Annotated in this window: 16 protein-coding genes; 7 read left to right on the forward strand and 9 right to left on the reverse strand. The window is 54.9% G+C overall.

Translation table 11 applies throughout. From position 1 onward, the window contains the following. Positions 1-213: 213 nt before the first annotated feature. Together LH86_RS14535 and LH86_RS14540 are read left to right on the forward strand one after the other, a co-directional pair. Positions 214-1,116, forward strand: coding sequence for a LysR substrate-binding domain-containing protein (locus LH86_RS14535; RefSeq protein WP_039302662.1), 903 nt, complete (start codon positions 214-216; stop codon positions 1,114-1,116). 80 nt (positions 1,117-1,196) lie between these two features. After that, on the forward strand, positions 1,197-1,679 hold the full coding sequence (locus LH86_RS14540) for a glutathione peroxidase (protein WP_039302666.1): 483 nt from the start codon (positions 1,197-1,199) through the stop codon (positions 1,677-1,679). Positions 1,680-1,886: 207 nt separating this feature from the next. On the opposite strand, the gene LH86_RS14545 is transcribed toward LH86_RS14540, so the two are convergent. From LH86_RS14545 to LH86_RS14575, 7 genes are all read right to left on the reverse strand, one after another. After that, positions 1,887-2,282: an Imm63 family immunity protein gene (locus LH86_RS14545; RefSeq protein ID WP_039302669.1), complete on the reverse strand. Its 396-nt coding sequence runs from the start codon at positions 2,280-2,282 to the stop codon at positions 1,887-1,889. Positions 2,283-2,844: 562 nt separating this feature from the next. Then, positions 2,845-3,138: a YciI family protein gene (locus LH86_RS14550; protein WP_039292827.1), complete on the reverse strand. Its 294-nt coding sequence runs from the start codon at positions 3,136-3,138 to the stop codon at positions 2,845-2,847. Between the two features lie 174 nt (positions 3,139-3,312). Further along, a complete protein-coding gene (locus tag LH86_RS14555) occupies positions 3,313-4,344 on the reverse strand; it encodes a methionine synthase (protein ID WP_008459294.1) in 1,032 nt (343 codons plus the stop codon). Positions 4,345-4,369: 25 nt separating this feature from the next. After that, positions 4,370-5,347, reverse strand: coding sequence for a DUF1852 domain-containing protein (locus LH86_RS14560; protein WP_039302671.1), 978 nt, complete (start codon positions 5,345-5,347; stop codon positions 4,370-4,372). Positions 5,348-5,590: 243 nt separating this feature from the next. Next, complete coding sequence (locus LH86_RS14565) at positions 5,591-8,659, reverse strand: efflux RND transporter permease subunit (protein WP_039302674.1); 3,069 nt, start codon at positions 8,657-8,659, stop codon at positions 5,591-5,593. Continuing rightward, the gene (locus tag LH86_RS14570) at positions 8,659-9,771 is read right to left on the reverse strand and encodes an efflux RND transporter periplasmic adaptor subunit (RefSeq protein ID WP_039302677.1); all 1,113 of its coding nucleotides are present in this window, start codon (positions 9,769-9,771) and stop codon (positions 8,659-8,661) included. The genes LH86_RS14565 and LH86_RS14570 overlap by 1 nt, the downstream gene beginning before the upstream one ends. A gap of 77 nt (positions 9,772-9,848) precedes the next feature. Continuing rightward, the gene (locus LH86_RS14575) at positions 9,849-10,466 is read right to left on the reverse strand and encodes a TetR/AcrR family transcriptional regulator (protein ID WP_039302678.1); all 618 of its coding nucleotides are present in this window, start codon (positions 10,464-10,466) and stop codon (positions 9,849-9,851) included. A gap of 119 nt (positions 10,467-10,585) precedes the next feature. On the opposite strand from LH86_RS14575, the gene LH86_RS22145 reads away from it, so the two are divergent. Further along, positions 10,586-10,738, forward strand: coding sequence for a MerR family DNA-binding transcriptional regulator (locus tag LH86_RS22145; RefSeq protein ID WP_081943015.1), 153 nt, complete (start codon positions 10,586-10,588; stop codon positions 10,736-10,738). Between the two features lie 114 nt (positions 10,739-10,852). Here LH86_RS22145 and LH86_RS14585 read toward each other — a convergent pair whose 3' ends face one another. Beyond that, the gene (locus LH86_RS14585) at positions 10,853-11,731 is read right to left on the reverse strand and encodes a LysR family transcriptional regulator (RefSeq protein WP_039302679.1); all 879 of its coding nucleotides are present in this window, start codon (positions 11,729-11,731) and stop codon (positions 10,853-10,855) included. Between the two features lie 107 nt (positions 11,732-11,838). On the opposite strand from LH86_RS14585, the gene budA reads away from it, so the two are divergent. The 4 genes from budA to LH86_RS14605 all read left to right on the forward strand — a co-directional run bounded on the left by budA (position 11,839) and on the right by LH86_RS14605 (position 17,147). Further along, positions 11,839-12,618, forward strand: coding sequence for an acetolactate decarboxylase (gene budA / locus LH86_RS14590; RefSeq protein WP_039302680.1), 780 nt, complete (start codon positions 11,839-11,841; stop codon positions 12,616-12,618). Positions 12,619-12,641: 23 nt separating this feature from the next. Next, entirely contained in the window at positions 12,642-14,321 is a 1,680-nt protein-coding gene (gene alsS, locus LH86_RS14595; RefSeq protein WP_039302681.1) for an acetolactate synthase AlsS, read from the forward strand. A gap of 19 nt (positions 14,322-14,340) precedes the next feature. Beyond that, on the forward strand, positions 14,341-15,111 hold the full coding sequence (locus LH86_RS14600; RefSeq protein ID WP_039302682.1) for a (S)-acetoin forming diacetyl reductase: 771 nt from the start codon (positions 14,341-14,343) through the stop codon (positions 15,109-15,111). A 143-nt stretch (positions 15,112-15,254) separates the two neighbouring features. Further along, positions 15,255-17,147, forward strand: a complete 1,893-nt coding sequence (locus LH86_RS14605; RefSeq protein WP_039302685.1) for a potassium transporter Kup — start codon at positions 15,255-15,257, stop codon at positions 17,145-17,147. Here LH86_RS14605 and LH86_RS14610 read toward each other — a convergent pair. After that, positions 17,144-17,725 (reverse strand): TetR/AcrR family transcriptional regulator, encoded by a 582-nt coding sequence (locus tag LH86_RS14610; protein WP_039302689.1) that lies wholly within the window; start codon positions 17,723-17,725, stop codon positions 17,144-17,146. The two genes, LH86_RS14605 and LH86_RS14610, sit on opposite strands and share 4 nt — an antisense overlap. Positions 17,726-17,747 lie beyond the last annotated feature (22 nt).

A 17,747-nucleotide genomic window follows, 5' to 3' on the forward strand; every position in this document is an offset into this window, starting at 1 on the left:
CGGTTTTTATGCCTGACGGCGGTGGGGCAAAATCATTCGACGCTTGCTCACTTCCAGAGACATGGCATCGACTAATCACCGCAGGCATAAATCAGTAAATCGGCTTGATGATTTTTTGTCATGCTACTGGTTATACTTCCGCGAATGAATCGATAATATTTCATCGATCGGTGATATTTAGTCACTGATTGTTGATTGTCTGCCTGGAGGCGTATGCGTAGAAAAATTCCCAGCAGTACATCCCTGCAGGCTTTTGAGGCGGCGGCCCGGCACGGTAATTTTGCCCGGGCAGCCGAGGAACTTTCGCTGACGGAAGGGGCCATTAGTCGCCAGATTGCACGCCTCGAATCGTTACTGGGTTGTCGACTGTTTGACCGGACAGGGAGCCGCGTGAAACTCAACCCTGTCGGTACGCGATATGCCTCCCATGTTCGCGAAACGCTTAAGCGAATTGAAAGAGATACTCAGTACATCATGGGTATGCCGAGGGACAGCAGGAGTCTGGATATTGCCGCGCCACCGACATTTTCGAGCCGGTGGCTTATCCCCCGGCTGAGCCGTTTTGCTGCTTTACATCCGGACATCACGTTAAATATTGCCGCCAGAACCGATCCTTTCGTTTTGAGCGGAAGCGGTTTTGATGCCGTAGTGCATTTTGAACATGCCGCATGGGCCGGGATGCGCGTGCAATTTCTCTTTGAGGAAAAACTGGTTCCCGTATGCCACCCGGGGTTGTTAACAGATCATGAGGGAAAGGGGCAGTTGAAGGATTTACCAAGAATTCACAGACGCCTGAACCCGGATGCATGGCATCACTATGCCCGTGCAACGGGAATAAGCCTTGATAATCTGGCGCAGGGGGCCCGGTACGATCTTCATGAAATGGCCATTGCTGCCGCACTGGCTGGGCAAGGTGTTGCCCTGGTACCACGCATGTACGTTGCACAAGAACTCGATAGCGGAAGACTGGTCGCCCCCTGGCCGGAATCAGACTCGTTGAGTAAAAAATTCTGTTTAGTGAAACCGGTGGAAACGGGAATCAACGAATCTGCATTAATCGATTTTGAGTGCTGGCTACTGGACGAAATTAATCCGCAAACAGGGACATTCCGCTAATAGAGATTTTATTTTGCTCTCTGGTTGCCCACACTGTTTTTATTGAAAGCATCACATAAGCGAGCGCTAAGGACTCCAACATGAATCCATTTCATCAACTGACGGCCACCAGTCTGACTGGCCAGCAGATTACCCTGTCCGATTACGCCGGTAAGCTGGTGCTGGTGGTGAATACCGCCAGCCAGTGTGGCTTTACGCCGCAGTACGCAGGCCTTGAGGCTCTCTATAAGAAATACGCCGAGCAAGGGCTGGTGGTGCTTGGTTTCCCCTGTAACCAGTTTGGCAAGCAGGAACCTGGTGACGCCGATGACATCGCGCGGACCTGCCATATTAACTACGGCGTGAGCTTCCCGATGTTCGCAAAAATCGAAGTCAACGGAACCGCCGCGCATCCCGTGTTTCGTTATCTGAAAAATGAGTTGCCAGGCGTGCTGGGGGGCCGCATCAAGTGGAACTTCACAAAGTTCCTGATTGGCCGGGACGGAAAACCGCTGAAGCGTTTTGCACCGTTCACGACCCCGGAGAAAATGGAAGCCGCAATCGTGGCTGCACTTAAAATTTGAGCGTGTCCGCCATTGGAAAAATAATGCCATCTGTGTCGTGTAAAGGGCTAAGCGAAGAACAGGGTGATGCAAAAAACTGGCGATCTTTCAATCAAGTGTTGCGGATGTACGTTGCACAAGAGCCCGGCCTCGGAAGGTTTGTCGGCCCCTGGCCGGAAGTAGCCTATAGCGTAATACCATTAAGGTGAATAATGACTATTCCAGGGGTTATACGTGAAGATGAGATTTGATTTCATTTTTCTCTCTGGTTGCCCACGCTGTTTTTATTGAAAGCATCAAGTAAAACCGCTTTCTAAAATACGCCGTCCTGAAATCTTCATCAGGCGAGGCGTGTGTAGCAGCGTAACTTGAAGCTAACGCATTGACGCCGCAACGAGTAAACCAATAAAGAATTTCCTCATCACTTGGCGTTACCTTTCGTGTGGTCTCCATACCTCGCTCGTTTACCACAAAATGATATTCCTGGTCATGAATCTCAAGGTAGGGTGTCGCGAAATAGTCAGGCTTATCAGGAATAATAAAGTAATGGTTTGGCCTGACGCCGCCCCCGAGTTGCTTGCCAATAGCCAGAAGCTCAGCTCTCAGCGTTTCGATAGTTTTCATTGAGTCATTCGTTATCCCTGTCGCTGGCGTAATATTCGAAGCCAGAAATTACGCCGTTTACTGAACAGGGAAGGAATCCACTGAACGTTAGTAAGGCGATATCGCTGTCAAGTTCACAGGGAAACCCTTGCTGTAATATCTCTTCTTTCCACTCTTCAGGCGTCGGTAGGTTGTGCGTATGTAAATAAACACCGAAATCACGAGACATATTTAACTTGCCCTGATTTGAAATTAGTTTTTCGACGAAAAATAGGAGCGTGCCGAACCACAGATAACGAAAGCGATGATGATGCTGATCAACCAGGGAATCTTTGAACCATAAAAGAAACGATTGCCAATCTCGTTTCCCAGAGTAAAACAAGTAAATATCGTAGCACCTGAGTACCAGGCTCGGATAAAGTCTCTTTTTTTTAGCATCTTATAACTTCTCGAATGTTGAATACCAGGATGCTACTGCTGACGCGGGTAAAAAATCAATGACCACAACCTGACAATATTGGTCGTTATCAAACGTTATGCGCAATTATGTTCGGTATCGCTGGAATGCTGATTCGGGCTCAACTTAAAAAACAGCGTCCAGTAACTGCGTTTTCATTGTGGCTTCAAAGGGCAGAATTTCAGCTTTAGCAATGTTGAGTTTCTGGAATGGATCCTGGCTAAGGCGGGCTTCCAGAGACTCAATGCTGTCACATTTAGCAAGAATAACGCCGCCATTACGGGGAATTCGCCTGCCTGATGCAAGAAATACTCCCTCTGCGTAACCTTTCTTCAGCCACTCAACATGAGCAGGAATTTGAGCGTCAACTTCTTCTAATGGTTTTATATAAGTCAGAACAACAACGTAAATGATGCTCATCATAAGTGCCTTATGTAAGAAACAGCGGGTCTGTGGGCCATTAATAAATGGGCAGACGTACGAATGCATAACCCGGGAGGTTGCTCGTTTTAATCTGTCAGAGTAGAAGCTATCAAACGGAATAAAAAAACCTGGCGATCTCTCAATCGCCAGGCTGGCTAGATAAATTTCTGGTTATTTACCCAGAATTTCTCTACGCACGATCTCGGCCCCGGCGCTTAATGCGTGCAGTTTGCCTCTGGCCACATGGCGCGGCAGCGGAGCCATACCGCAGTTGGTGGAAGGGTAGAGATTTTCGGCATCAACGAACTGCAGCGCTTTGCGTAGCGTGTTGGCGACTTCTTCCGGGGTTTCAATGGCGTGGTTGGCCACGTCGATGGCGCCCACCATCACTTTCTTGCCGCGAATCAGCTCGAGCAGATCCATCGGTACATGGGAGTTATGGCACTCCAGCGAAATGATGTCGATGTTTGAGGTCTGCAGTTTTGGAAATGCTTCTTCGTACTGGCGCCATTCGGAGCCCAGCGTTTTCTTCCAGTCGGTGTTAGCTTTGATGCCGTAGCCGTAGCAGATATGCACGGCGGTTTCGCACTTCAGCCCTTCGATGGCGCGCTCCAGCGTGGCGATGCCCCATTCGTTAACTTCGTCGAAGAACACGTTGAACGCTGGCTCATCGAACTGAATGATGTCCACGCCGGCGGCTTCCAGCTCTTTCGCTTCCTGGTTCAGGATTTTGGCGAATTCCCAGGCCAGTTTTTCGCGGCTTTTGTAGTGGTTGTCATACAGCGTGTCGATCATGGTCATTGGGCCAGGTAGCGCCCATTTGATTGGTCGATCGGTCTGTTTGCGCAGGAACTTGGCATCTTCCACAAACACCGGTTTTTGACGAGCCACGGCGCCGACCACGGTCGGGACGCTGGCGTCGTAGCGGTTACGGATGCGCACGGTTTCGCGTTTCTCGAAATCCACGCCGTCCAGGTGTTCGATAAAGGTGGTCACGAAGTGCTGACGAGTCTGTTCGCCGTCGCTGACGATGTCGATATCGGCCAGCTGTTGTTCGTGCAGCGCCAGGCGCAGGGCGTCCTGTTTACCCTCAATCAGTTCCTGATCCTGCAGTTTCCACGGCGACCACAGCGTTTCAGGCTGGGCCAGCCAGGATGGTTTTGGCAGGCTGCCGGCAGTGGACGTAGGCAATAATCTTTTCATGTCGAATAACCTTGTATTTGGTGTCTCAAAGAGGGTAGTTGGCAGACCACTGCTCTAAAATTGTTTGGTACGGTTTGATGAAGTGCTCTTCAGTAAACTTCCCTTGTTCGATGGCCAAACGGCTGCGTTCTTCACGATCGTAAACAATTTGAGTAAATGAATGATCCTGGTGGTTCAGGCTTGGCTGGAAGCACAGCCCGGCCGGAGAATTCGCGTTGTAAATCTCCGGGCGATAGATCTTCTGGAACGTCTCCATGGTACTGATGGTGCTGATAAGCTCGAGGTTCGAGTAGTCATTCACCAGGTCGCCCGTGTGGTAGAAGGCAAACGGTGCCACGCTGTTTGGCGGCATGAAGTAGCGAGCCTTCAGCCCCATTTTGTTGAAATAGAGATCGGTCAGGGAAGATGAATCTTGCTCATATTCGATGCCGAGCACCGGATGGCGGTTCCCGGTCTGGCGGTAAACGTTTTTGCTGGATACGCTCAGGCAAATCACCGGCGCTTTGTTGAAGTTTTCTTTGTAGGTGTCTGAGTCAACAAAGTGTCTGAACAAGTTCCCGTGCAGGTCGCCGTAGTTTTCCGGAATGGTGAATTTTTCACGATCCTGGTTGTACTCTGGCAGCAGAACGCTGAAATCGTAGTCGCGAACGTAGGAAGAGAAGTTGTTCCCGACGATGCCTTCGATGCGCTGGCCGGTTTTCTTATCCAGCACGTGGGTTTTTAAGATCTCAATCGCCGGGAAGGTGTTGCCCTTGCCTTCGACATCCAGTTCAACGGAAATAATTTCAAGTTCAACGCCGTAGCGGTCGGAGGTTGGGTTGTCCCAGTTCGCCAGAGAGTTGAAGCGGTTATCAATCATGATCAAAGCGTTACGCAGGTTCTCCTGACGCTTCTCGCCGCGGGCCAGGTTAGCAAAATTGGTTGTGATGCGCGTATTCCCTGATGGGTTGTAATTCTCATCAAAAACAATGCTCTTAAGAGTAAAAGTAAACGCTTTAGTCATGGTAATCCGGCACCTTAATTCTGTTTTTTGCCTGTATCTACTGCTTGATTTCTCACAGATAACCTTTGGTTAGCTGTGGTTTTACCTGTCAGTAATCTTCACATTGCATGTCGTTAACAATATTGCATCTTTTATGCCTGAGTCACAGTTTTAGTAAAAGTGATTTAATTTCATTAGAACATGAGCAGTGTTCATGATTTGGAATATGGCCCGGAGAGGTTTCCTCCGGGCCTGATAAATCGGTCAGTTATCGACCTTTGGCGGGCGGATTTTGAACCAAATTGCATACATGGCGGGCAGGAACAGCAGCGTCATAAAGGTGCCGCCAAACGTTCCGCCGATGAGCGTGTAGGCCAGCGCTCCCCAGAACACGGAATGGGTCAAGGGAATAAACGCCAGAATCGCCGCCAGGGCGGTCAACAGCACAGGGCGTGAACGTTGGATCGTCGCTTCAACCACGGCATCAAAAGGTGTCAGTCCAGCCTGCTCGTTATGCTTTATCTGGCCGATGAGGATCAGCGTGTTGCGCATTAAAATCCCCGAAAGCGCAATCAGCCCCACCAGGGCGTTGATGCCGAACGGCTGGTTGAAAATCAGCAGCGTCGGCACCACGCCGATAAGCCCCAGCGGACTGGTGGCAAACACCATCAGCATGGCTGAGATCGACCTAACCTGAAGAATAATCACCAGCAGCGTTAACGCGATCATGATCGGGAACAGCGGGGCCATGGCCGCCGTGGCCTTACCGGATTCTTCAATGGCTCCCGCTTCTTCTATGCGGTACCCTGCCGGAAGCTCAGCCATAATAGGTTGAATTTGTTTCGCGATCGCCGTCGACACATCTGGCGGCTGAAGGCCATCAGCGACATCGCCGCGCACGGTAATGGTTGGCGTCCTGTCGCGACGCCGGAGCACCGGGTCCTCCATCACAACTTCAACCTTCCCGATCTGCGAGAGCGGCACTTTTTGCCCGTTCGCGCCGATGAGCGTTAATGCGGCGAGCTGCGCCGGATCGTCCCGCACGCTGCCTCGCGCTCGCCCGGTAACCTGCACGGAACGGATATCTTCTCGTACTTCGGTCAATGGCGCGCCGGAAAGCAGAAACTGTAATTGCTGCGAGACGGAAGCGGTGTTTAAGCCCACGGCGTTAAGTCTGTCCTGGTTCAGGGTGAAATGCAGCGTGGGAACCCGGGAACCCCAGTCGATGTTCACGGTGCGCATCAGCCCGCTTTGATTCATCACTTTTTCAACCCGCGACGAAATCGTTCTGAGCACGTGCGGGTCTGGCCCCATCACGCGAAACGCCACCGGGTAGGGGGTATAAGGCCCGAAGACCAGCTGGGTGACGCGCACCTGCGCTTCCGGTGCCAGACCACCGCTGATGGCCTGCCGTAGCCGCATTTTCAACGCTTCTCGTGCATCGGGGTCGGGCGTGAGGATCACGATTTTGGCGAATGAAGGGTCGGGCAATTCAGGTGCCATGGCCAGGTAGAAGCGCGGCGCGCCCTGACCAATGTAGGAGGTGACGATTTTGGACTCTTTCTGGGCGCTGAGCCATTGCTCAATGCGCTCGGTAGTCTTCGTCGTTTGCTCGATAGATGTCCCGTAAGGCAGCTGAACTTCAACCAGCACTTCCGGGCGGTCGGAGATCGGAAAGAACTGTTTTTTCACCACGGCCATTCCGGCTATTGCCAGCACAAACAGACCGACGACCGAACCGGCGGTCAGCCACTTGCGGGCAATCACTTTTTTCAGCAATGCCCGGAAGCGATTGTAATTTTTGCTGGTGTACAGCGCGTGTTCTGCCAGCGCGGCTTTATGCATATCCGGGAGCAATTTCACTCCGAGATAAGGTGTGAACACCACGGCTACCAGCCAGGACGCTATCAGCGCGATGCCGACAATCCAGAACATGTTGCTGGTGTACTCCCCGGCGGTGGAGTGGGCGAAGCCGTTCGGCATAAAGCCGATGGCGGTTACCAGCGTACCCGCCAGCATGGGCGCGGCGGTGTGGCTCCAGGCGTAGGCGGAGGCTTTCACGCGGCTGTAGCCTTCCTCCATTTTCACCACCATCATTTCGATGGCGATGATCGCGTCATCCACCAGCAGTCCCAGCGCGAGAATGAGCGACCCTAAGGTTATCCTGTCGAAGTTTTTATCGGTGGCGGCCATGACGATAAACACCACCGCCAGCGTTAGCGGCACGGCGGCGGCAACCACGATGCCCACTCGCCAGCCCATGCTGACAAAACAGACCACCATTACCACCAGCAGGGCGACAAAAAACTTCACCATAAACTCATTTACGGCTGAGCTGATGTTCACCGACTGATCGCTGACTTTGCTGAGGGTCATGCCGAGCGGCATCGTCTCGTTGATCTTGCGGGTTTCCTGATCCAGGGCTTTGCCCAAATCAAGCCCGTTCCAGCCGTCGCGCATGACCACGCCTAGCAGCAGGGCTGGCTCGCCGTTGTTTCTGACGAGGAACGTTGCGGGGTCTTCGTATCCGCGCTCGACGTCAGCCACGTCTGACAGCTTCAGCGTTTTCCCCTGAGCCACAATGGGGGTATCGCGAATTTTTGAAAGCTGATCCAACGCGCCATCCACGCGGATAAACACCTGCGGGCCAGCTGTTTCTATCGAGCCTGCGGGGGTGAGCAGGTTCTGGTTGCTCAGCGCCTGAAAAATATCCAGCGGCGAAACGCCAAGCGTGGCGAGCCTGTCGTGAGAGAACGAAACAAAAATGCGTTCCGCCTGCTCACCGATAATATTCACCTTTTTCACGCCGGGGACGTGCAGCAATTGCTGGCGCAGGTTTTCGGCATCACGCACCAACAGGCGCTGCGGCTCACCTTTTGCTTTCAGGGCAAACAGCGCAAAAGTCACGTCCGAGAACTCGTCGTTCACCAGCGGGCCTATCACGCCATCCGGCAGATTTTTGGCCTCATCGCTGATTTTTTTCCGCGCCTGGTAAAACTCCTCCGGCACATTGGCGGGCAGCGTGCTGTCTTTTAGGGAGACAACGCTGTAGGCAAGGCCCGGACGGGTATAGGTTTCGGTGCGGTCATAGTCGTCCAGCTCCTGCATTCTCTTTTCCAGCGGCTCGGCCACCAGATCCTGCATTTGCTGCGCGGTTGCACCCGGCCAGGCGGTGATCACCGTCAGCTGTTTCACCGTAAAAGGCGGATCTTCGGCGCGGCCCAGTTTAAAGAAGGCGATGATCCCGGCCAGCGTGATGAGCAGGATCAGGAACAGCGTGACGGATTTCTCACGCACCGCGAGGGCGGAAAGGTTAAAGCGGGAGTCGCTCATTACGGTGCTCCCGCCAGGTCAGTAGCGGCCTGTGCCAGCGGCCTGACTTCTTCACCGTCATGCAGCAGATGTGCGCCGAGGGCGACAATGCTGGCGTGGCTGTCGATTTGGGCGGCAACAATGGCGGATTCGTCGGTGATGCGGCGGATGCTCACCGGGTGCCAGCTCACTTTGGCTGGCTTACCGCTTACCACCCAAACGCCGGTGCCTTTATCTTTCCCGGCGTCATAGAGCGAGGCCAGCGGCACGATCATATTTGGTGTGGTAGTGCCTGCATCCGGGATATCAATGGTTACCGTGCTGCCGAGAGGTGCCTGAGCAAGCGCGCCCGCGAGCACAAACTTCGCTTCAAATGTGCGGGTCTGCGGGTCAGCCGCGTCTGAAAGCTGACGTAAGGTAGCGGCCACGGGAGCAATATCTGAACCGTAAAGGTGGGCCTGAGCGACGGTGCCCAGCTTAGGGCGCAGCGTTTCCGGCAAATCGACAACGGCTTCACGCTGGCCGGCCCTGGCCAGACGAATCACCGCTTGCCCAGCGGCGACAACCTGGCCCGGCTCGGCCAGGGTATCCATAATCACGCCGTCAGAATCTGCCGTCAGCACCGCATAATTCATGGCGTTTTTAGCCACATTGGCCTGCGCAATGGCCGCCTGCAGATCCGCTCTGGCGCTGTCGGCCTGGGCCTTGATTTGATCGTACTGCGAGGCCGAAATCGCGCCGCTGCTGACAATGCTTCTGTAGCGGGCCTCATCGGCGGCGGCCTGTTTAGCGCGGGCTTTGGCTGCGGCCACGGCCTGATCCTGCGCTTTCGCCTGCAGGCTTAAGTCCTGAGGATCGAGTCGGAGCAGGGGCTGGCCGTTTTTCACCGTCTGGCCTTTGTCCACCAGGCGTTCAAGGATTTTGCCAGGGACGCGAAAACCGAGGTCACTTTGGATTCGGGAGGCGACAATGCCGGTAAAAGCCCGGGCGTCATCGTTGGCGGACTGAACCGCGACAACGCGAACCAGCGGGGGCTGAGTGCGCGGATCCTCTGGCTGAGATGAGTCACCGCAGGCGGTGAGCGCCGAGCACAGCAGCGCCACAGCGGCAGGAAAAGGCTGAAGACGAAACATACGTTCCCTTATAAACGCGGAGCAGGAACGCAATAATTATTCAAGTGACCAATTTAGTCAATGGTCACAAAATGCGGTCAGGGCATTAAACTTTTGAGGATCAGCGCGGGCAAAAGCTGTTCGGCCTGCTTAGCCAGCTCAAGGTTATATTGCAGCTGCACCGGGCTGATAAATGGCAGCATGACCAGAAAAACGGCGTTCACGGTATCATCCATCGGGCTACGGCGCTCAAACTCACCGGACTGGCGGCCTTCATGAATAATGGCGGTAAGCACTTCCCGCAGCTGCAGCTTGTAGCGTTCGGCCGAGGGCCAGTTCTCCAGGCAGGAAACAATGGCGATGTCGTGCAGTTTACGGTCATAAAAGAACAGGTCGCTGCCCGCGGCGATTAAGGCACTGAACATCGCCCGCAGCTTAGCCGATGCGCCAGTGGCGTCATTCACCGACTGGCTGACGATTGCCATCATCTTTGTCAGGCGGTTGTCGCAGATAACTTCGCCGATTTCCTGCTTGGATTTGAAGAACTTGTAGATGTAGGCTTTGGAGTAGCCGATGGCTTTGGCGAGATCGGATACCGTTGTTTTTTCAAACCCGTAGTGGCCGAAGAACTCGGTCGCCGCCTCGATGATCTGTTCCCTGACGCTGTGTTCCGCAGGCCCTCTGGTTTCCCCGCCCTGAACGTGAGTTTCAGACATGCTTTTTCCCTGTGTTCGGATTTGTGAATGGTGACTATTGTAGCATTAGGTCAGTTCGAGCGGCATGTTATAAGCTTTAAAACATCAGGTATGGCATAACAGCGTGGGGAATTATTCGAATGAATATCGGTGAACTTGCCCGAATGACCGGGCTGAACGCCTCACGTATTCGGTTTTACGAACGCGTTGGCTTGCTGAAAGCCATAAAGCGGCAGTCCAATGGTAAATATGGCTTTGGTAAAATATCAGTTGCGCAGAATGGGGGAGAATAAACGTCCCAACGCCGCTGTTTCTCCATTGTGGGCTCTACTGTTGCAGCAGACTGACAATATGTTAAGAGCCAAAATGTATCGTAAGTGGATAGCAAGCCACCAGCGGTAATTGTCTCAGTGTGCGAACAGCTGGATAAAGCGTTTCACCGATGGAGAGCGCTCAAACTGACGCCAGGCCAGCGCAATGTCCGTTTTCACCTGGTCACCGCGAATCGCGTGGAAGGTGACGTCCGGGCACGAGATACAGGTCATCGATTGGGGAACCAGGGCAAACCCGAAGCCTGCCGAGACCATGCTTAACGAGGACGAGATTTGTGATGCCTGGCAGGCGCTTGTCAGATCGATGCCCGCCCGCAGGCAGGCGTTATACATCAGTTCATAAAGCCCTGGGGCCACTTCTTCCGGGAACAGCACCGGCGGCACATCGGCCAGTGCCTGCAGGGCCAGTTCTTCCTCCCCGGAAAGAGGATGGTCCTTGTGCAGGGCAATCATCATCGGTTCTTCGTCAATCAGCTTGAGCGTAAACCGCTTGCTGCTTTCGCAGGGTAGACGCACAAACGCCACGTCCAGCAAGCCTTCATCCAGCTCCTGCATCAGGCCCGCCATATTTGTTTCCCGCTGGCACAGTTCGATGGCCGGATAGTGCGCCTGAAACTGGCGCAGCAGAGAAAAAATCTTTGGATTAAATGCGTTTGAACTGGTTATCCCGAGCGACAGCTTGCCGTTAATACCGCGCGCAATGCCGCGGGCTTTCTCCAGCGCGGCGTCGCTGTGGGCCAGAATCTGACAGGCATCCTGATAAAACGCTTCTCCCGCATCCGTCAGCTCCACACCTCTGGTTAAGCGGTGCAGCAGGGGCGTGCCTACTTCACGTTCCAGGCGCTGAATTTGCTGGCTGAGGGGAGGCTGAGAAATACCCAACAGCTCGGCTGCCCGGGTGAAGTTGTGCGTCTGGGCGACGGCGACAAAATAGCGGAGATAGCGAAGTTCCATATCGAAAACGTCTCAAACCAGAAGGGCTTTTATATTGGAACTGTGAGCTGGATCACGTCAACATTTAATTAAAGTTTCTTAACCTTCAGCCCGAGGTGACAGACGCCATGAGCGATCTAACTCTATGTTCCTGCAAAGAAAGTCTTTTAGAGATGGTCGAGACCTTCGCTGCAGCCAATAAAGAAAACATGATATATCAGACTTCATTGATGAGCGCATTACTGAGCGGTGTCTATGAAGGGGAAACCACCATGGCCGACCTGTTGAAACACGGCGACTTTGGCCTGGGGACATTTAACGAGCTGGATGGCGAGATGATCGCCTTCAACAGCAACGTGTATCAATTGCGGTCAGACGGCAGCGCCAGGGCGGCCAGCCCGCAGCAGAAAACGCCGTTTGCGGTGATGACCTGGTTTAAACCTCAATACCGCCTGCGCATTGACAGTACGACCAGCCGCCAGAAGCTGCACGAGATTATCGATGCAAAAATTCCCTCCGATAACCTGTTTTGTGCCCTCCGCATCGACGGCCACTTCCGCCATGCGCATACCCGCACTGTTCCACGCCAGAAGCCACCCTACCGCGCCATGACTGACGTGCTGGATGACCAGCCGGTATTCCGCTTTAACGGTCGTAAAGGCGTGCTGGTGGGGTTCCGCACCCCGCAACATATGCAGGGCATTAACGTGGCGGGCTATCACGAACACTTTATTACCGATGACCGCCAGGGCGGCGGGCATCTGCTCGATTATCAGCTGGAGCAGGGGCTGCTGACCTTCGGCGAGATCCACAAACTGATGATCGACCTTCCGGCAGACAGCGCATTTCTTAACGCCAACCTGCACCCAGACAACCTCGACGCGGCGATTCGCGCGGTTGAAAACTAGCGTTCCCTGAGGAGATGTGAGCCATGAATAACAAAAAACCTTTGCGTCAGTGGGCGCACGGCGCTGACATGGTGGTCAGCCAGCTTGAAGCTCAGGGCGTGAAGCACGTCTTTGGGATCCCTGGGGCGAAGATCGATAAGGTCTTTGATTCGCTGAACGACTCGCCGATTGAACTTATTCCGGTACGCCACGAAGCTAACGCTGCCTTTATGGCGGCGGCGGTGGGGCGCATCACCGGGAAAGCGGGGGTAGCGCTGGTGACCTCTGGCCCCGGCTGCTCAAACCTGATAACGGGCATGGCAACGGCCAACAGCGAAGGCGATCCGGTTGTGGCGCTGGGTGGCGCGGTCAAACGTTCCGATAAAGCCAAACAGGTACACCAAAGCATGGACACCGTGGCGATGTTCAGCCCGGTGACGAAATACTCGGTGGAAGTGCCTTCTTCGGACGCCATTGCCGAGGTGGTTTCGAACGCTTTCCGCGCCGCCGAGCATGGTCGCCCCGGGAGCGCTTTTGTCAGCCTGCCGCAGGACATTAGCGACGGCCCGGCAACCGGGAATATTTTGCCCGCTAACGGATCGGTGAAAGCCGGTGCCGCGCCGGACGCCGCTATTAACGATGTGGCGAAACTTATCTCGCAGGCCAAAAATCCTGTATTCCTGCTTGGGCTGATGGCAAGCCAGCAGGAAAACAGCGCGGCGCTGTTCCATCTGTTGGAAAAAAGCCATATCCCCGTCACCAGCACCTATCAGGCCGCTGGCGCGGTGAATCAGCAGCACTTTGCTCGTTTTGCCGGGCGCGTGGGGCTGTTTAATAACCAGGCCGGTGACCGCCTGTTACAGCTTGCCGACCTCGTTGTCTGTATCGGCTACAGCCCGGTGGAGTATGAGCCGGCGATGTGGAATACCGGCGACGCCACGCTGGTGCATATCGACGTTCTGCCAGCTTACGAAGAACGTAACTACGTGCCGGACGTCGAGCTGGTAGGCGATATCGCCAGCACGCTGGATAAGCTCACCGCCCGCATAGAAAAACCGCTGGTGCTTAGCCCGCGTGCGTCAGAAATCCTCGTGGACAGGCAGCATCAGCGCGAGCTTTTAAGCCGCCGGGGTGCGCAGCTGAACCAGTTTGCTCTTCACCCGCTGCGTATCGTCCGGGCGATGCAGGACATCGTGAACGACGACGTGACCCTCACCGTCGATATGGGCAGTTTCCACATCTGGATCGCCCGTTACCTCTATAGCTTCCGCGCGCGTCAACTGATGATCTCTAACGGCCAGCAAACCATGGGCGTAGCGCTGCCGTGGGCCATTGGCGCGTGGCTGGTGAATCCGGGCCGTAAGGTGGTTTCGGTCTCCGGTGACGGCGGCTTCCTGCAGTCCAGCATGGAGCTGGAAACGGCGGTGCGTCTGGGTGCTAACGTGCTGCACATCATTTGGGTGGATAACGCCTACAACATGGTGGCGATTCAGGAAGAGAAAAAATACCAGCGTCTGTCCGGGGTGAACTTCGGGCCGGTGGACTTCAAGGCTTACGCAGACGCCTTTGGCGCTCGAGGCTTTGCGGTGGAAAGCGCGGAGGCGCTGGAGCCGACTTTACGCGCCGCTATGGATGTGAATGGTCCGGCGGTGGTAGCGATTCCGGTTGATTACAGCGACAACCATCTGTTGATGAGTCAGCTGCACCTCAGCCAAATTCTTTAAACTACAGAAGGATATTGTGATGAAAAAAGTAGCATTGGTCACCGGCGCCGGTCAGGGGATCGGGAAAGCAATCGCGCTGCGTCTGGCAAAAGACGGTTTTGCCGTCGCCGTGGCGGACTACAACGCCAAAACCGCAAAAGAAGTGGCGGACGCAATTAACCGCAACGGCGGCCACGCGCTGGAAGTGACTGCGGAGGTCTCCGACCGCGATCAGGTTTTCGCCGCCGTTGAGGCTGCCCGCAAAGGACTGGGCGGTTTTGATGTTATCGTCAACAACGCAGGCGTAGCCCCTTCTACCCCTATCGAGGACATCACCCCGGAAATCGTCGATAAGGTCTACAACATCAACGTGAAAGGTGTGATTTGGGGCATTCAGGCCGCGGTTAAAGCTTTCAAAGCAGAAGGTCACGGCGGGAAAATCATTAATGCCTGTTCCCAGGCTGGGCATGTGGGTAACCCTGAACTGGCGGTTTACAGCTCTAGCAAATTTGCCGTCCGCGGTCTGACTCAAACCGCAGCGCGCGACCTGGCCCCGCTGGGCATTACCGTGAACGGCTACTGCCCAGGGATCGTCAAAACCCCGATGTGGGCTGAAATCGACCGCCAGGTGTCTGAAGCGGCGGGGAAACCGCTGGGCTATGGCACAGCTGAGTTCGCCAGGCGTATTACCCTGGGGCGTCTGTCCGAGCCTGAAGATGTGGCTGCCTGTGTGTCTTACCTGGCCAGCGCGGACTCTGACTACATGACCGGGCAGTCGCTGCTTATCGACGGCGGGATGGTCTTTAATTAAAAAAGCGTTTTAATGTGGAGTACCTTTTGGCCTGGCGGCGAACCGTTGGGCCTTTTTTATTTGCCCCTGTTTATCTTAAGTTTTTTATCCACCTCTATACTTTGTCATGGCAACAGCCAGAAAAATCACAGGAAGGACTGGACATGACAAACCTGTCGCAGACGGACGGCGCGGAAGCCGCCGGGACAACGCCGCATAAATTTATCCTTGCCGGAAGCGCCCTTGGCGTGGTGTTTGGCGATATCGGCACCAGCCCGCTTTATACCCTGAAAACGGTACTGCTGTTATCCGGCAACGATCCGACTCCGTCGGTTATCCTGGGGCTGCTGTCGCTGATCATCTGGACGCTGATCCTTATCACCTCGGTGAAGTATGCGATGTTTGCGATGCGTATCGATAACCACGGTGAGGGCGGCATTATGGCGCTGATGTCGCTACTGGTGGCGAGGGACAAAGGCTCGCGTTGGGTGGTGCTGGCGGCTTTATTGGGCGCGGCGTTGATATACGGTGACGGGGCGATTACACCCGCGATTTCAGTGCTCTCTGCCATTGAAGGGCTGAATATGATCCTGCCCGAGGCTGAAACCTGGGTGCTGCCGATTGCGGTGACGATTCTGGTGCTGCTGTTTGCCGTGCAGCCTTTCGGCACGGCTAAAATCGGTAAAGTATTCGGGCCGATTATGGCGCTGTGGTTTATTTCTATCGCCGGGCTTGGGATTTGGGGTATTGCGCAGCATCCGGCCGTGCTGCTGGCCATCAACCCCTGGTACGGCCTGCAGTTTCTCGTCTCCAATGGGTTTGTCAGTTTTATGGTGCTGGGCGGCGTGTTTCTGTGCGTTACCGGGGCGGAAGCGCTGTATGCCGACATGGGGCATTTCGGTAAAAAGCCTATCTGGATGGCGTGGTACGGCGTGGTCTTCCCGAGCCTGCTGCTGAACTACGCGGGGCAATCGGCGCTGATCCTTTCCGGGGCTGATATCACTCAGAATATCTTCTTCCGTCTTTGCCCACCGGCACTGCTGATCCCGCTGGTGATCCTTGCCACGCTGGCCACCATTATTGCCAGTCAGGCGATTATCACCGGCGCGTTTTCGATGACCCGGCAGGCAATACAGCTGGGCTGGCTGCCGCGCCTGCGCATTCGCCAGACGGCGGCGGAGAGCTACGGGCAAATCTATATCGGCGTGATCAACTGGCTGCTGATGGGCGTCACGCTGTTCCTGACGGTGTTCTTCAAGTCATCCGAGAACCTGGCGGCGGCTTACGGGATTGCGGTATCTCTCACCATGCTGATGACCTCCGGGCTGCTGTACGTGGCGATGCGCCATATCTGGCAGTGGCGGCGGCTGACCAGCGCGCTGGTGGCGGGGGGCTTTTTGATTGTCGATACCAGCTTCCTGATCGCTAATCTAATCAAGGTGCTGGAGGGCGGCTATATTCCGCTGCTACTGGCGGCGATCGTCTGTACGACGATGCTGGTCTGGCACCGTGGTGCGGCGGCGGCGTCCAGGGCGGTGAACGAAAAGGTGATCGATGTGAACACCTTCTTCGCCGCGCTGAAAGAGCGTGGTGTTCCGCGCGTGCAGGGTTCGGCGGTGTTTCTGACCAAAACGCGCAACGGTATTCCACCTGTGATGCGGTGGCACGTGGCGCGCAACCACGCGCTGCAGGAACAGGTGCTTTCGCTGACTATTTCAATCATGAACGTCCCGCGCGTACCGGCTGGAGAGAGGTTGGTGATCGTGGAGCAGGCACCGAATTACTGGCGCGGTATCGCCCAGTACGGCTTTATGGAAAGACCGCATGTTCCTGAACTGATGGCGAGACTGGGGGAGATGGCGTGTGCCTTCCGCGTGGAAGACGTGACCTATTACCTTGGTCACGAAACCATTGTTAAGCGTGAGGACGGACAGGGTATGCCGGGCTGGCAGCGCAAGTGCTTCGCGTTTATGGTGAGAAACGCTACGCACGTGACGCACTATTACCGCCTGCCGAGCGACAGCGTGGTAGAGATCAGCCGCCGGATAGCGATTTAGCCTGCGCGCAGGACCAGGCGAATAAAACTGTCGATGTCGTCCAGCGCCAGCTGCCTGTCGGCGGGGGCTGAGGCGACCAGCAGTTTGTCGGCATAGCCGTTAAGCAGGGCACTGAACTGGCGTGTGGTTCTGGCGGCATCCACCGCTTTAAACACGCCAGCCGCAATGCCGTCATCGACGATATCGGCCAGCACCTTTTCCCATTTTTGCGTCATCACCAGCGCAAGATCGGCCCACACGCTGCTGTGTGCCGCCTGGTGCCACAGCGCGCCGTAAAGCTGCCACACCGCGTCCGGCGCGTGAGGGAGATAAGTGTGGATCAGGCGTTGCAGCTTATCTTCCGGGGAAAACGTTTTGGTTTCGTCGGTAAACTTGTTCAGGTCGGCCATCAAAAACGCCGTCATGGCTTCAATGCAAAGCGTTTGCCAGTCGCTGAAGTAGTGGTAAATATGGCTTCGCGAGATGCCCACCCGCTCGGTGAGTTCGCGTGTGGTCACCTTCTCAATGCCTTTCTCAATGAACAGCTCAATGGCCCCGCTCAGGATTTTACTTCTTAGCGTGTCCGGTGCTTCTTTCATGACGTTTCCACGGTTATCTGAA

This window comes from Cedecea neteri, assembly GCF_000758325.1.
Lineage (GTDB): Bacteria > Pseudomonadota > Gammaproteobacteria > Enterobacterales > Enterobacteriaceae > Cedecea > Cedecea neteri_B.